We start from the raw sequence: 14848 nt of genomic DNA, 5'->3' as shown, positions 1-14848 counted from the left end.
ATGGCGCGTTTTTTATTCAGCTGAATGGTTAAAAATGATGTCGACAATAACTCGTGGGTTGCTGCTGGGGCTTTGTGTCATGCTACTGAGCGGCTGTGGCAGCATTATCAGCCGCACGATGCCGGGACAAGGCCATGGCAATCAGTTTTATCCCGGCGTGCAGTGGGATGTCCGTGACACGCCCTGGCGCTTTCTGACGATTATCGACCTGCCGCTGTCGCTGGTGGTCGATACGTTGCTGCTGCCGGTGGATGCGCATCACGGTCCCTACGAATAGGGCATATCAGGCGTAGTTGTCAGAGTCGGTATTGTCGTCTTCCCACTCTTCCGCTGCGGCTTCGCCTTCTTCACTGTCGGCCGGGGGTTCCAGCTGGAACTCGCCTTCATCCCATTCGTGCAGAGTATTCTCTGGTTGCCACTCCTGACGCAGCTCGATCTCGTCAAAATCACCGTCAAAGATGCTCTGAGCGGCCTCGCCGCTGCGCAGCGACAGGCACTCACCCTCGTCGCCTTCATCGGCAAAGAACTCTGCCTGCCACATGATATCGCCATCCTGCATCACATATTTCTGCAGGTTAAACTGGCTCACCGAAGCTTCATCCTCTTCCTGTTCCGGGTTTGCAGCCAGGAACTCTTCACGTGCGGCGTCTATCGCCTCTTCCAGCGTTGCGAACATGCTCATGGGGTTTCTCCATCACTATAAATGCAGGTTTAGAAAAGGATAGTCGAACTTTAGCTGGGGTAAACGGATGAAGGAAAAAAAACTGCTGATAAATTGTAGTTAAGTATCAATGGCATAAACATGACAAGAACTGGAAGGGGCATTTTAAGAGCGAACGCGGACGGGCAACGAGTCGTGCTAAACATCCGTGCAGGGTTCTGATCTATTTTATGAGCAATGGTACTGCATCAATGATGCATGGAATGAAAGGGCAACGGCTGAGTCCAGTAGGGAGAAGGCTGTCCTATAGAACCGGAAAAAGTATCTGCCTTGAAAAGACATCTCACCATTACCGGTTCCGTTAAATGTCTATTCTGTTTCTTGCTGGCCAGTGAATTTAATTCTCAGCGCATAGCGGGCCAGTTCAGCGGCCCAGAAACAGAACATATGGCCGGTGATCTCTGAAAAATGCTCGTCCAGCGGCTGATTCCAGGGGGCAGGGACAGTGCCAAACAGCGGCAGCAACACTACATGGAAAACAAACCAGATCATCAGGCCATAAATGGCACCTTGCCATAATTTAATGCCGGGTCTGAATTCAGCGATCAGGCAATAGAGTGCAGCGAAGGTGATGGAGAAGCCAAAGTGCATAATAAAGCTGATGATCGGGCGGGGGTAATCACTGTAAAGGTAGGTCAGATGGGTGAAATCAAAAGAAAATCCCAGCTGCTGCAGGATTTGCTGAGGGGGATTGGTGAGGTCTCTCAGCGGTGTTCGTGGCGGGAAGGGAATTTCCCAGCCCAGTTTGACGATCGCACAAATGAAGCCAGTAATGATGCCGAGCAGGATGGCGAGTACTATTTTATCCTTCATGGTTGAGCATTTCATAATACGTCCTCTGTATAAAGATGAATAACCTGTGCGCTCAGGCACTCATCTTTTGTACGCTTGTTAATCCAGTTCCTCAAGGTAGGATCGGCGGTTTCGTAAACTCAGCCACGAATAGAGCGCGTTAAATGCCACCACGCAGGCAGTGACTACAAAAACTGTGCGATAGCCCCAATGCGCTGACACCACTGCACCCATCAGTGGGCCGGTGACGTTGCCGATATCGCGGAAGGATTGGTTATAGCTGAAGATGCGTCCGGCCACCTGATTGCTGGCGTTATAGATCAGCAGAGTCTGGACTGCGGGCAACAGCGCGCCATCGGCTGCACCCAGCAGGAAGCGCAAAATCCCCAGCTGCAACGGGTTCTGCACCAGCGACATCGGTAGCAGCAACAACACTGAGACAATCAGCATGGCAATCAGAATACGTTCCGGGCCTATACGGTCTCCGAGTTTGCCCAATCCTGGCGCACTGATTAAGGCCGCCACGCCAGGAACGGAGGCTATCAACCCACTGACAAAGGCCAGATTCTGAATATTTCCGGCCAGATCCCTGACATACAGCGTGAGGATTGGAGCAATTGATCCTGTGGCCACCTGAATAATCATCGTGGTGACAAACAGTGACAGAACCAGCTTCGGACTTTTCAGCGAGATGAACACCTGACGAACATGCAGCATGTCCTTTTTCTTCACCGGAATAAACTCTTCACGGATGGAAAACAGCGTCATGATAAAGCAGATAAACAGTACCGCAGCGGTGATAAAGAACACCGGACGCAGGCCGAAACTGTCGGCGAGCAGGCCACCGATAAGCGGACCAATCAGCGCGCCACTGACAGCACCGGTGGAGAGCCAGCCGAGTGCCCAGCCGCTTTTGGTACGCGGAACCTGAGTGGCAATCAGCGCGTTGGCATTTGGCACAAAGCCGCCCAGCAGCCCGAGCAGTGCACGCAGCGCCAGAAACTGCCAGATTGAGGTCGCCATTCCCATCAGCAGCATCACTATCGCCATTCCCAGCGCCGAGCGCAGCAGCATGATTTTCCTGCCTTTGCGATCAGCCAGGCCGCCCCAGAAGGGGGAGGCAATCGCCGAGAACAGGAAGGTGATACTGAACACCAGCCCTGACCATAGGTTCAGGGATTCCGGGTTAGTGACGCCGAGCAGTTCGACATAAAGCGGCAGGAAGGGCATCACCAGGCTGAATGCTACACCGGTAAGAAAGCAGCCGCACCAGGCGACAAACAGGTTTTTTTGCCAGTGAATCGAAGAGAGCGGAACGTCGGTGGTAGCCATGCGCGGTGTGGAACCTGTAGGTAAGATTTATTATTAGCAGACTAAGTATGCGCTTAAAATAAACAACTTAACAGGAACGTACGCAGAAAATACAGGGGGATTGAAGGAGTGTTGAGGTTGCGGCGAACGCAAAGGTCCGCCACAGATTCTTAATAGAGCGAGGGTTCGCCAACCGGGCGGCTTTTGAAGCGGCGATGCAGCCACATATACTGCTCGGGAGCCATCAGCACGCCGTGCTCAACCACTTTGTTCATTCTGGCAGCGGTCGCGGCTTCATCATCCAGTGGAATTGCCTGCTCTTCCGGCAGGATCACCATCTCATAGCCTTTACCGTATGGCAGACGACGCGGAACAAACGGGATCACGGCGGGTTGACCACTACGGATCAGCAGATAGCTACCTTTGGTTGATGCGGCTTTCTCCACGCCGAAAAAGGGGACAAACACGCTGCTCTTTGGACCATAATCATGATCCGGTGCATACCAGATGATGTCACCATTTTTCAGGGCGCGGATCATGCCTTTTAAATCTTTGCGATCCAGCATGCTTTTATTCGAGCGCATCCGGCCCCAGGTCTGCAGCCAGTCCAGCAGCGCATTGTCGTTCGGACGGTAAACACCAATGCCAGGGTTATGGATGCCGAAAATGCGGGCACCCAGCTCAAGGGTCAGAAAATGCATGCCGATCAGCAGCACGCCCTTACCGTCCTGGTGCGCTTTGTCGATGTGTTCAAGGCCACTGACGTGGAACCATTTGGTGATGCGCCAGTTCGGCCAGAACCAGGCCATGCCGGTTTCAATCAGGCCCATACCGACGGATTCGAAATTCCGTACCACCATCGCTTCGCGTTCGGCTTGCGGCATAGCGGGAAAGCACAGTTCCAGGTTACGGCGCGCCACTTCAACCCGGCGTTTAAGGAAACGCATTGAGAGACGGCCCAGACCGCAGCCCAGGTGATAAAGCAACGGATAAGGCAGCAGTACCAGCAGGTACAGCAAACCGATCCCCAACCAGGTAAACCAATAACGGGGATGCAACAACGCACGCGAAAATTGAGGCAACTGAGTCATGAGTTTCCAGATCGTAAAAAAGGGGCACTATTATGCTGCCCGTGATTTATTATTTATGGCCTATTGTGCCATTTTTTAGCGACGAACTGAAATAACACGCTGTCTTCCGACGTATTTATCGCACCCTGTTGAGGAATCGTCTGGTTTGACCGTCAGCCCTTTTTCGGTTTGAAAAGGCCTTTTACCTCATGAGGTTCACTGCGCCAGTATTGTTCCGGTGCCTGCACTTTTGCGCCCAGTTTTGCCGCTGCATGCCACGGCCAGCGCGGGTCGTAGAGCATCCCGCGAGCCAGCGCGACCATATCTGCTTCCTGCTCAACAAGGATCGCTTCCGCCTGTTCAGGTTCGGTGATCAGGCCAACAGCGATAACCGGTATCGTAACGGCTTTTTTGATCTCCGCGGCGAAAGGCACCTGATAGCCCGGCCCCACGCCGATCTTTTGCTGCGGAGAAAGACCGCCGCTGGAGACGTGGATATAAGCACAGCCCGCTTTGGCCAGCGCTTTGCTCAGCACAATGGACTGCGACAGTTCCCAACCTCCTTCAACCCAGTCCGTGGCCGAAATCCTCACGCCAACAGGTTTGTGTGCCGGGAATACGCGACGGACCTCGCGGAAGATTTCCAGCGTCAGGCGCAGGCGGTTTTCCAGCGAGCCACCGTACTCATCCTGACGCTGATTAGATAAAGGAGAAAGGAACTGGTGCAGCAGGTAGCCATGCGCTGCGTGGACCTCAATCAGATCGAGCCCCAGTCTGTCGGCACGGATGGCGCTGTCGATAAAGCCCTGCTTAATCTCTTCAATACGCGCTTTAGTCAGCGCCAGTGGCGTGCTATCCGTTTCGTTGAATGGCACAGCCGAAGCTGAAGAGGTCTGCCAGCCACCTTCTTCAGGCCGCAGGAACCCACCGCCGTGCCACGGAGCTTCGGTTGAGGCCTTGCGTCCGGCATGCGCCAGCTGAATACCTGTCGGCATCCGGGAATACTTTCGCACGTCTTTCAGCACATCCCCCAGCGCCAGCTCGGTTTCATCATTCCACAGTCCCAGATCTTCCGGAGTGATCCTGCCCGCAGGCTCTATGGCGGAGGCTTCAATAATCAGCAGACCCGCACCGGAAAGCGCCAGATGCCCGAGATGAATACGGTGCCAGGCGGTGGCCTTGCCGTGATCGGCGGAATACTGGCACATCGGGGCGATGGCAATACGGTTTTCAAGAGTGAGTTTGCCAAGGGTAATCGGGCTGAACAGCTGACTCATTTATTATCTCCGGTGTTGGTCAAATTGACGTTTAACAAGCTAACTATAGGCGTATTCTTCATGTATGATAGCGCCCGCAAAATTTCTCTTATGAACCCAGGAAAGTACACCATGCCAGTGTTACATAACCTTGTTTCCAATGAAGAGCTGAAAGCGCGGATGCTGGCCGAAACCGAGCCGCGCACCACAGTCTCTTTCTACAAGTATTTCACCATCGCCGATCCTAAAGCTTTTCGTGACGTGCTGTATGTGCAGCTCACCCGGCTGAAAGTTTTTGGCCGCGTTTACGTTGCGGCAGAAGGGATCAATGCGCAGATCAGCGTACCTGCCAGCCATTATGAAGAGATGAAGGCGATGCTGTATGCCTTCGACCCGGCGCTCAATAACCTGCGCATGAATATCGCGCTGGATGACGACGGCAAATCTTTCTGGGTGCTGCGCCTGAAAGTGCGCGAGCGTATTGTTGCTGACGGCATTACCGACGAAACCTTTGATGCCAGCAATATCGGTGGCTATCTGAAGGCGGGCGAAGTGAATGCCATGCTCGACGATCCGGATGCGGTGTTTGTGGATATGCGTAACCACTATGAATACGAAGTGGGGCATTTCGACAACGCGCTGGAGATCCCGGCCGATACCTTCCGCGATCAGCTGCCGATGGCCGTTGATATGCTGCAGGACAATAAAGACAAAAAGATTGTGATGTATTGCACCGGCGGCATTCGCTGCGAAAAGGCCAGTGCCTGGATGCGTCATAAGGGTTTTGAAAATGTTTACCACATCGAAGGTGGCATCATTGAATACGCGCGGCGTGCCCGTGAGCAGGGCCTGCCGGTGCGGTTTAAAGGCAAAAACTTTGTCTTTGACGAACGTATGGGCGAGCGTATTTCTGACGATGTGATCGCTCAGTGCCACCAGTGCGGCACGCCCTGCGATACGCACGTTAACTGCAAAAATGACGGCTGCCATCTGCTGTTTATTCAGTGTCCGGCCTGTGCAGCGAAGTATCATGACTGCTGCAGCCCGATCTGCATGGAAGAGCTGGCGCTGGCTCCTGAAGAGCAGCGCGCCCGCCGTGCAGGTCGTGAGAACGGCAATAAAATTTTCAACAAGTCGCGTGGTTTGTTGAATATGACCCTGAAAATTCCGACTCCGGATAAGTAAGGCGTCTTTGAGAAGAAAATCACACCCCGTGAGCTGATGCTGACGGGGTGTTTTTTTACTGGCGGATACCTTCGACAGAAATCATCAGCTGGACTTCCTGAGAAGCCGGGCCGAGGTTGGTGGTGATGTTGAAATCTTTCAGTGCCAGGCTGGTTTCAGCCTCGAAGCCTGCACGATACCCACCCCAGGGATCTTTCCCTTCGCCGAGTTTTTTCGCTTCCAGCGTGACAGGTTTGGTCACACCGTTCAGGGTCAGATCGCCGGCGATCGCCAGCTTATCACCGTCCTTCTTCACGCTGGTTGAGACAAAAGTAGCCTGCGGGAATTTTGCCACGTTGAGAAATTCCGCGCTGCGCAGGTGTTTATCACGCTCAGCGTGGTTGGTATCCACGCTGTTGGTATTGAGGGTGACGCTAACTTTGTCTTTCGCCGGGTCAGCTTCGTCAAAGGTAAAACTGCCGTCAAAATCTTTAAAGGTTCCGTACAACCAGCTATAGCCCAGATGCTGGATACGGAATTGCACAAAGGCGTGCTGCCCCTGCTTGTCAATTTTATAGTCGGCCGCGTGGGCGGCACCGGTACTCAGTATTAATGCAGTGGTCAGTCCCAACAGGCTTTTCCTGAACATCTTTTTCTCCCTTCCAGAGGTTAGTCGATGCGGTTACCCAGCATCCGTTTCAGCGTATTGTCTCGATCTATAAAATGGTGTTTAAGCGCGGCAAGCGCGTGCAGGCCCGAGAGGATTACCACGCTCCATGCCAGCCAGAGGTGAACATCCCCGGCCAGATCCGCCTGCTCGCCAAAACCTTCAAGCGTGGCAGGAACAGACAGCAGGCCAAAGACCTCAATCGGTTTACCGTCGGCGGTGGATATCAGATAGCCACTGATGAAAATGGCAAACAGGATGCCGTACAGCAGCAGATGAACGCTGACGGCACTGATGCGAGTCAGTGCGGAATAGCTGGAGAGCGGCTTCGGTGGCGGAGAGATAAATCGCCAAATCACTCTCAGGAACATCACCGCAAACAGCGTGATGCCTATGCTTTTATGCAGCTCCGGAGCAGGGTGGTACCAGCTGTCGTAATAGCCGAGAGTGACCATCCACAGGCCCAGAGCGAACATGCCATACACGGCCAGGGCCACCAGCCAGTGAAGCAGCACGCTGAGATGACCAAAACGGGTTGAGGTATTTTTCCACTGCATCAGGATGTCCAGCCAGTCATTTTTTGCCAAGCCTGACCAGGCTGAAACTTAAAATCAACAACTAATTACCATGAGTAAATAAAATTATAATTTTGTTCAAAATTAATGAAATAAATAATGGTTTGTGTGCATTTATTTCGGCCTTACTCAGAAAATACTGTGGGAAGCTCCTGTCATTCACCAAGATGTACGTGTCTTTTATGTGCGGGTTTAATTCTATTTATTTGATGTTATTTCAAATAAATGTCAATTTTTTGTCATTTTGTGTCAGTGTCACACTCCGGAATTGATGATTTTATTTTACTAATTCCGCCATGAGTTAATTTTTAATGTGGTGCAAAAGTTTCCCAATGGTGACCAAAGTATAAAAGTTCTGGTGGAGATTTATAGCGAAAATCAGGGTTTAAATGGCGGCTAAGCGAATTTTTTTGGATAAAATCAGCGATAACTGTCACAAACTTGATAAATCAAAGTCTGTCGTATAGAGTAAATTACCGTAAAGAGCCGTTGTTAAGGCGCCTCGCTGTTCATTCTCGCTGCTTTCTAGCTTTCTTTCCCTTCACCACTCCAGTACCCAGGCAACGAAAGCTATGACGCTGCTTCATTCATTCCATCACTAAGGGGATCCGTATGAGCACCGCATCTGAATCATCCACAAAGCCGAAGAAGCACTTCTGGCAGAAAAAGTCGAAAGAACTGACCGTTGAAGACATCACTATCGTTGACGGCGATATGTTAAAGCGCGCCGTTGGCGCTGCCGCACTGGGCAATGCCATGGAGTGGTTCGATTTTGGCGTCTACAGCTATCTGGCCGTGACCATCGGTAAGGTGTTTTTCCCCGGCGGCAACGCAGCGGCACAGCTGCTGGCAACCTTCGGCGCTTTTGCCGCGGCCTTTCTGGTGCGTCCGGTCGGTGGCCTGGTATTCGGTCCTTTAGGTGACAAAATTGGCCGCCAGAAGGTGCTGGCCATCACCATGATCATGATGGCGGTAGGGACTTTCTGTATCGGGCTGATCCCCAGCTACAGCTCTATTGGCATCCTTGCGCCAATCCTGCTGCTGCTGGCTCGTCTGGTGCAGGGGTTCTCTACCGGAGGGGAATATGGTGGTGCGGCAACATTTATCGCCGAATACTCAACCGATAACCGACGTGGCTTTATGGGCAGCTTCCTGGAATTTGGTACGCTGGGAGGCTATCTGCTCGGAGCCGGGCTGGTTACCGTGCTCACTGCTGCGATGCCGGAAGCCACACTGCTGAACTGGGGCTGGCGCATCCCGTTCTTTATCGCCGCGCCGCTCGGCCTGTTTGGCCTGTATGTCCGCCTGAAGCTGGAAGAGACGCCAGCGTTTCAGAAACATATGGAAAAACAGGAGGCGCTGGAGCACAGCAAGCCACGCCTGACGCTGTTGCAGATGCTCAGCAAGTATCGTGCGCAGATGTTGAAGTGTATCGGTCTGGTGCTGCTGTTTAACGTCTCCAACTACATGCTGACTTCCTACATGCCAAGTTACCTGACCGGTATTCTTGGCCTGAGCGAAATGAGCAGCCTGCTGCTGATCCTGGTGGTGATGTTTGTTATGATGCCGCTGACCCTGTTCTGGGGACACTGGAATGACCGTCTGGTCCGCCGTCCGGTGATCTGGGGAGGTGCGGTGTCGCTGATCGTTCTGTCAGTGCCGTGTCTGATGCTGATCGGCACCGGCAATATGCTGTGGGTGTTTGTCGGCCTGATTATTCTGGGCGTGATCCATACCTGCTTCAGTGGTTCGATGCCTGCCACGCTGCCAGCCCTGTTCGCCACCGATATTCGCTACAGTGCGCTGGCGATAGGTTTTAACCTCTCAGTTTCCCTGTTCGGGGGGACCACTCCGCTGGTCACTACCTGGCTGGTGGAGAAAACCGGTAACCTGCTGATGCCGGCTTACTATCTGATGGGAGCTGGGGTGATTGGGGTGATCACCGTGTTTACCATGCGTGAAACCGCCCGTAAGCCGCTGTCCGGTTCTGCGCCCGCCGTTGCCACTGAAGCAGAGGCACGCAGCCTGGTGAAGAAATTGCGACTGCGTCAGCAAAAGAAAGAAGCAGCAGCACTGGCCGCGTCAAAATAAAACGGGACGACAGTATTCGCCCCGCGATGAAATAAACGGCAATCAGATAAAACTTAATTCAGATTTCATCGCAAAAGGCGGCCTCATTCAGGCCGTCTTTTTTATTCAGAAGCGGGACAGTGCGAAGGGAGATAAATCAAATTCTGCCGGTTTACCCTGGGCAAAATTCGCGGCAATTTCACCTAATACGGTGGCGAATTTAAAGCCGTGGCCGCTTAGTCCGCTAATTAACAGCCTGTCCGGTGAGCCGGGGAGGGTATCAATAATAAAGTCTTCATCCGCCGTATTATCATAGGTGCAGGCCTCACCCCGCAGGCAGACCCCCACCCCAGGTAAGAAATGGCGCAGGAACGAAAACAGTTCGCTGCCATCTTCTGCCACCGCACCGAAAGCCTTGCGCTGCTGCGGAGAACTGATGGCCTGACCACCATTGTGCTTACCAATTTTGATTGCGTTGTTATCCGCCGGGAAGCCATAGAAGTGATCACCGTCAGGCATTTCAACGGTGAAGGCCGGGAACTTGTTGTTTTCACTGTAGCGTCCGTCCGCCTGATGCCAGGCGAAAACTTTGCGTACCGGCGTGACGGGCAGTTCCGGGAACAACGTTTTCACCCAGGTCCCGGCACTCAGCAGCAGTTTTCTGCCGCTATAGATACCGTCATCAGTGTGTACCAGCTGCAGGCCATCGCGCTCTTCAAGAGAGTGTACGGCGCAGTTGAACAGCTGGGCGCAACCAGACTGCTCGGCAAGGCGGACCAGCTGGCGGACAGCAATTTCAGATTTCAGATAGCCGGAATTGGGCTCAAAAATACCGGTATAGCCTTCAGGAACAGAGAGTTGCGGCCAGCGGCGGATCACTTCCTCCCCGGTCAGCGTTTCCACCGGCAGCGAAAATTCTGCCGCACTCTGACGAACATTCCGGATAAATTCTGAGGATTCGGGAGCCAGGTTGATCACTCCACTGCGGTGTATAATGCGTTCGCCACACTGTGCTTCAAGTTCATCCCACAGTTTCTGCGCGCGCAGCACCATTGGCACATAGCGCGAACCTTCGCCGTATGCATGGCGGATCAGGCGTGATTCGCCGTGGTGGCTGCCGTCACGATGAGGAGGATGAGCACGGTCAATCATCAGCACCTTCAGGCCCGCCTGAGTTGCGTACCTGCCTGCGGCCGCACCGACAGACCCGCTGCCCACCACTATTAAGTCATAAATCATTCCCGGCTCCTCTGTTATACAGGCAATACCGGCAGAATAGCAAAATGTGGTGGGAATGAAAAAGGCACCCCGTGGGGTGCCTTGCAGGTATCGCGTTGGGGATTAGTGCTTTTTGTAATCGCGGTCCTGATATTCTGTCGCTTCGATCTTAGCAATGCCAGCTTCGAGAATGGAGATAAATTGTCTGGCGACGTCAGTGGTTAACCAGTATGTCTGACCAACCTCTGCTTCATCAGTCTGCTGCTCGTTGGAGGTGAGCGAATGCAAACGGATCATCATGGCATCGTAGCTGTCTACGGTACTGATATCCCACCCAATGAGGGGATGTGTCTGGATAACATCTTTGTTTCTGTCCATTATAACCCCCTTTATTACTCGTGTTAGTAATGCAACGAAGTGATTTATCGAGGTTCAATGCGGCCATTTTTGTTACAGAGCAAGGTAATTATAACAGGATTTTTAATTCGCGCAGAATGAAATTTTTATCGCGGGGAGTGAACTTTTAATTTCAGCTGATTTGAACGGGGGCCGATAATGATAATAAAAGCCCCCATAATAAATTTTCAGGAGAGAGGGGCGGCTGATTCTGGCGAAATATTAATCACTCCATGGCGCTTTTCCAGTTCGTCGGCCAGCGCGGAAAAATGCTGCTGCATATTTTCATCGCGATCCTGATTTTGTGCTTCCAGTCGGAGGCTCTGGATTAGCAGCAGCGAGGCTTTAGCATCCAGGCAAAAAGAGAGCGAGGAAAAGGCGCTTTCCAGTACGCTGAGGCGCCGCTGCTGATCGGCAATCAGCGTCAGCAGTTCACCAAACGTCATGGCCTCTTCCGGGTTTTCCGCATTCATAATCACACCTTATTCAATCTGGGAGAGCCAACCTGTAAAACAGTTTACTACGACTGATGGCATCAGGCGAATTTATGGGCGGGAAAGCAAAAAAGCCGGATAGCGACACCCGGCAAACAACGGCAAAAGTGGCGGCAGGGATCAGTCGGTAATAAACCAGTCGTCCGCGCTTTCCCAGGTTTCCTGCAGGATCTCGGTGATGCGATCTTTCGCCTCATGGCCGCCGCCCATCACCGTCAGGTTGTTGGCCCCGGCATAGCGTACGGAGACGCAGTGGGTTGATTCAGGAAACTGCTTGTCAATACGCTTACTCAGTTCCGAGGTCAGTGCGTCAATGGCACCGGCCGGGAGAGAGGTGGTTTTTGCTACAGTGACTTCAATACGCATAAAAGCCTCCGGTTAAGATACTGTAAATATATACAGTAAAATAACCGAAGGCAATATTTATTATGCCGTTCAGGGCAGATGATTACAGCTCAACGCTCCAGTTCAGCGTTTCACCTGCCAGGAATGGCACCAGGCTGTGCTCACCCAGCTTAACACTCTCCGGGACGGTCCACGGCTTGCGTACCAGCTTCACTTTACCTTCATTCAGCGGCAGACCGTAGAAGCGCGGGCCATTCTCCGAGCAGAAGGCTTCAAAATGCTGCAGGGCATTCATCTCTTCAAACACCGTAGCATAGGCTGGCAGGGATGACGGAGCATTGAAGACGCCTGCACAACCACAGCTGGCTTCTTTCAGGTGGCGCAGGTGCGGAGCGGTATCGGTGCCCAGGAAGAAGCGATCATTGCCACTGGCGACCACGTTACGCAGCGCTTCCTGATGCACGTTACGCTTGAGGATCGGCAGGCAGTACAGGTGCGGGCGCACGCCGCCCACCAGCATATGGTTACGGTTAAACATCAGATGCTGAGGGGTGATAGTCGCGCCAAGGAAACGATTGCCTTCCTGCACGTAAGTCGCCGCTTCTCTGGTGGTGATATGCTCGAACACCACTTTCAGCTCCGGATACTGTTTACGTAGTGGCTCCATCACCGTTTCGATAAAGCGGGCTTCGCGGTCAAAAATATCGATGTGCGAGTCAGTCACTTCACCGTGGATCAGCAGCGGCATGCCGATTTTTTGCATGCGTTCCAGCACGGTAGCAATGGAAGCAATGTTGGTCACGCCATGGCTGGAGTTGGTTGTGGCATGTGCCGGATAAAGCTTGGCTGCGGTGAACACGCCTTCGCTGAAGCCTTTTTCCACTTCATCCGGGTCCAGCGAGTCGGTCAGGTAGCAGGTCATCAGTGGGGTGAAGTCATGCCCGGTCGGGACAGCGGCATAGATACGGTCGCGATAGGCGATGGCCGCGGCCACGCTGGTGACGGGCGGAACCAGGTTTGGCATCACGATCGCACGTGCAGAGACCTCGCTGGTAAAAGGCAGCACGGCCTTTAACATTTCATCATCACGCAGATGAATATGCCAGTCGTCAGGGCGGCGGATCAGAAGTTCCTGGGGTTTTGCAGTCATAAACAGGCTCCGGCAGAAGTGAAATCGTTGTGGCTGATTTGGCCGGGTTCCAAGCATAAGGATAAAGGCGGGGCTTTGCACCTGCTTTATTACGGGCGGCAGAAAATAGTCGTCAGGCAGTGGGGAACGGCAGAACGTTCTCTGCCCGCAGAGGGACAGAGAACAGTTATCGCTTAGTCGGTGAAAGGGATCACCAGCTCGCCAGGCTTCACTTCCAGCCCTTTGGCAAAGCGCTTAGCCAGCGATTCTGCTTTGCTGCGGTCGCTGCTGAGTATGTAGGCCGGTTTCTGGTTGAAGTAATCCTTCAGCGACTGGTTCAGATACGGCGTCAGGGTTTTCAGTACGCCCTGCATTTTTTCTGGCTGGACCTGCACATCCACCAGTTCCATATCTTTCAGATACACCGCACCCCGATCTTTATTAAAGACCGGCTGCGCCTTCATGGTCAGTTTCATGTCGGCGCTCTGCGGGCCAAACAGCGAGCTGATGTTCACTTTGGCATTGCCGGTGAGTGTGATTTTGTTTGGCTCCTCGCGGCCAATCTGGCTGTTGAGATCGGTCAGGACAATATGGGCATCAACCAGCCCGGCCACGCCAATCTGTTTCTCATAGTTATTGTGTTTTTGCAGCGCCTGGTTCACTTCCTGTTCGCTGATAGTGTATTGCGTCAGCTGGTTACAGCCGCTCAGTAATCCCACCAACAGCAGGGCACTCAGCCCGGCTAAAAACTTCTTCATAGCTATCCTCATGATGTGATGCCGCCAGTTACCCTTCTGACGGGAGGGCATAGCTTGCACGACATTGTGGCCCGAGTCACCAGGATAACCGGTAAAGAAAAAGGGGAAACTGTAACGAGGGAAAAAGAGCCGGCTGAACCGGCTCCTGAAGATCAGGCAGCGATTGAAGATAACAGGTTAATTTGGGTCTGCTTAGCCATGTTATCGCGATAATCCGCAACGCGACTTGGGTATTCCACTCTGGCAACCAGTGACAGCGAACGCAGCACAGGGAACAAATTGATATCGTCCAACGACAGTTCGCCGTTCACCGCGTTGGGCTTCACAATCAGCTTGTCGAGCTTGCGCAGATCGTCATTGATGTTTTTGATATAGCCTTCAGAGTGCAGTTTCAGTTCATCAAAGCTGCCCATGTTGGCTTCCTTCTTATTATGGAAGTAGCTGCGGGCCTCCGGTGTGGCGAATTCGGCAAAGGGCGCGGCGGCGATGCGTGGCAGCAACAGCTTGTTAAGGTAGCCGTTGATGTGGCGCAGCCAGTCAGTGATCGCCGGATTGGTTTTGCCAATAAGCAGGGGTTCGCGATCTTTTTTATCGACATAGCTGACGATATCCAGGCTCTCCGGCATGCAACTGCCATCTTCCTTCATCAGGATCGGTGCCATTTTCTGGCCGATCAGTTTCTTCGGCGTCTCTTCGTCGTCGCTGAGCATCACCACCAGCTCAACAGGCACATTTTTCAGGCCGAATATCATCCGGGCCTTCACACAGAATGGGCAGTGATCGTAAATAAACAGTTTCAAGAACGCCTCCTTACAGCGATGACGGCGGCGGTGGCCACCATCAATCTTTTGAATGCATTAAGGAAGTATGGAAGAGAAAAGC

At 52.9% G+C, this 14848-nt stretch carries 17 protein-coding genes; 3 read left to right on the top strand and 14 right to left on the bottom strand.

Annotated features, from left to right (window positions below; all coding sequences use genetic code 11):
• The first annotated feature begins 34 nt into the window (after nucleotides 1-34).
• A complete protein-coding gene (locus AC3Y5R_RS12200; RefSeq protein WP_370521061.1) occupies nucleotides 35-277 on the top strand; it encodes a YceK/YidQ family lipoprotein in 243 nt (80 codons plus the stop codon).
• A gap of 6 nt (nucleotides 278-283) precedes the next feature.
• Here AC3Y5R_RS12200 and AC3Y5R_RS12195 read toward each other — a convergent pair whose 3' ends face one another.
• The 5 genes from AC3Y5R_RS12195 to AC3Y5R_RS12175 form a co-directional block, all read right to left on the bottom strand.
• Nucleotides 284-682, bottom strand: a complete 399-nt coding sequence (locus AC3Y5R_RS12195; RefSeq protein ID WP_158783105.1) for a MysB family protein — start codon at nucleotides 680-682, stop codon at nucleotides 284-286.
• Nucleotides 683-1030: 348 nt separating this feature from the next.
• Nucleotides 1031-1549, bottom strand: a complete 519-nt coding sequence (locus tag AC3Y5R_RS12190; protein ID WP_489921542.1) for a YagU family protein — start codon at nucleotides 1547-1549, stop codon at nucleotides 1031-1033.
• Between the two features lie 63 nt (nucleotides 1550-1612).
• On the bottom strand, nucleotides 1613-2845 hold the full coding sequence (mdtG, locus tag AC3Y5R_RS12185; protein ID WP_489921541.1) for a multidrug efflux MFS transporter MdtG: 1233 nt from the start codon (nucleotides 2843-2845) through the stop codon (nucleotides 1613-1615).
• Between the two features lie 149 nt (nucleotides 2846-2994).
• Nucleotides 2995-3915 carry a Kdo(2)-lipid IV(A) acyltransferase gene (locus AC3Y5R_RS12180; RefSeq protein ID WP_489921540.1) on the bottom strand — a complete coding sequence of 307 codons (921 nt, stop codon included), beginning with the start codon at nucleotides 3913-3915 and terminating at the stop codon, nucleotides 2995-2997.
• A 152-nt stretch (nucleotides 3916-4067) separates the two neighbouring features.
• Nucleotides 4068-5171, bottom strand: a complete 1104-nt coding sequence (locus AC3Y5R_RS12175; RefSeq protein WP_489921539.1) for an NADH:flavin oxidoreductase/NADH oxidase — start codon at nucleotides 5169-5171, stop codon at nucleotides 4068-4070.
• A 111-nt stretch (nucleotides 5172-5282) separates the two neighbouring features.
• Between AC3Y5R_RS12175 and trhO the strand changes: the two genes are divergently transcribed.
• Nucleotides 5283-6335, top strand: a complete 1053-nt coding sequence (trhO, locus tag AC3Y5R_RS12170; RefSeq protein WP_489921538.1) for an oxygen-dependent tRNA uridine(34) hydroxylase TrhO — start codon at nucleotides 5283-5285, stop codon at nucleotides 6333-6335.
• Nucleotides 6336-6390: 55 nt separating this feature from the next.
• On the opposite strand, the gene AC3Y5R_RS12165 is transcribed toward trhO, so the two are convergent.
• Nucleotides 6391-6963 (bottom strand): YceI family protein, encoded by a 573-nt coding sequence (locus AC3Y5R_RS12165; protein WP_489921537.1) that lies wholly within the window; start codon nucleotides 6961-6963, stop codon nucleotides 6391-6393.
• 20 nt (nucleotides 6964-6983) lie between these two features.
• Nucleotides 6984-7538, bottom strand: coding sequence for a cytochrome b (locus AC3Y5R_RS12160; RefSeq protein WP_489921536.1), 555 nt, complete (start codon nucleotides 7536-7538; stop codon nucleotides 6984-6986).
• Nucleotides 7539-8168: 630 nt separating this feature from the next.
• Between AC3Y5R_RS12160 and proP the strand changes: the two genes are divergently transcribed.
• Nucleotides 8169-9647 (top strand): glycine betaine/L-proline transporter ProP, encoded by a 1479-nt coding sequence (gene proP / locus AC3Y5R_RS12155; RefSeq protein WP_489921535.1) that lies wholly within the window; start codon nucleotides 8169-8171, stop codon nucleotides 9645-9647.
• Between the two features lie 105 nt (nucleotides 9648-9752).
• Here the strand turns inward: proP and solA are convergent, their stop codons facing one another.
• The 7 genes from solA to grxB all read right to left on the bottom strand — a co-directional run bounded on the left by solA (nucleotide 9753) and on the right by grxB (nucleotide 14766).
• A complete protein-coding gene (solA, locus tag AC3Y5R_RS12150; protein ID WP_489921534.1) occupies nucleotides 9753-10865 on the bottom strand; it encodes an N-methyl-L-tryptophan oxidase in 1113 nt (370 codons plus the stop codon).
• 102 nt (nucleotides 10866-10967) lie between these two features.
• A complete protein-coding gene (gene bssS, locus AC3Y5R_RS12145) occupies nucleotides 10968-11222 on the bottom strand; it encodes a biofilm formation regulator BssS (protein ID WP_489921533.1) in 255 nt (84 codons plus the stop codon).
• A gap of 206 nt (nucleotides 11223-11428) precedes the next feature.
• The gene (locus tag AC3Y5R_RS12140; protein ID WP_489921532.1) at nucleotides 11429-11713 is read right to left on the bottom strand and encodes a hypothetical protein; all 285 of its coding nucleotides are present in this window, start codon (nucleotides 11711-11713) and stop codon (nucleotides 11429-11431) included.
• A gap of 141 nt (nucleotides 11714-11854) precedes the next feature.
• Nucleotides 11855-12100: a DNA damage-inducible protein I gene (gene dinI / locus AC3Y5R_RS12135; protein WP_158783093.1), complete on the bottom strand. Its 246-nt coding sequence runs from the start codon at nucleotides 12098-12100 to the stop codon at nucleotides 11855-11857.
• Between the two features lie 82 nt (nucleotides 12101-12182).
• The gene (gene pyrC, locus AC3Y5R_RS12130; protein ID WP_158783092.1) at nucleotides 12183-13229 is read right to left on the bottom strand and encodes a dihydroorotase; all 1047 of its coding nucleotides are present in this window, start codon (nucleotides 13227-13229) and stop codon (nucleotides 12183-12185) included.
• 173 nt (nucleotides 13230-13402) lie between these two features.
• Nucleotides 13403-13966, bottom strand: coding sequence for a lipoprotein (locus AC3Y5R_RS12125; protein ID WP_489921531.1), 564 nt, complete (start codon nucleotides 13964-13966; stop codon nucleotides 13403-13405).
• Nucleotides 13967-14118: 152 nt separating this feature from the next.
• Entirely contained in the window at nucleotides 14119-14766 is a 648-nt protein-coding gene (gene grxB, locus AC3Y5R_RS12120) for a glutaredoxin 2 (RefSeq protein ID WP_489921530.1), read from the bottom strand.
• Nucleotides 14767-14848: the final 82 nt, after the last annotated feature.

This window comes from Erwinia sp. 009765445 (assembly GCF_058137865.1).
This window is presented reverse-complemented; position numbering and strand designations above follow the sequence as displayed.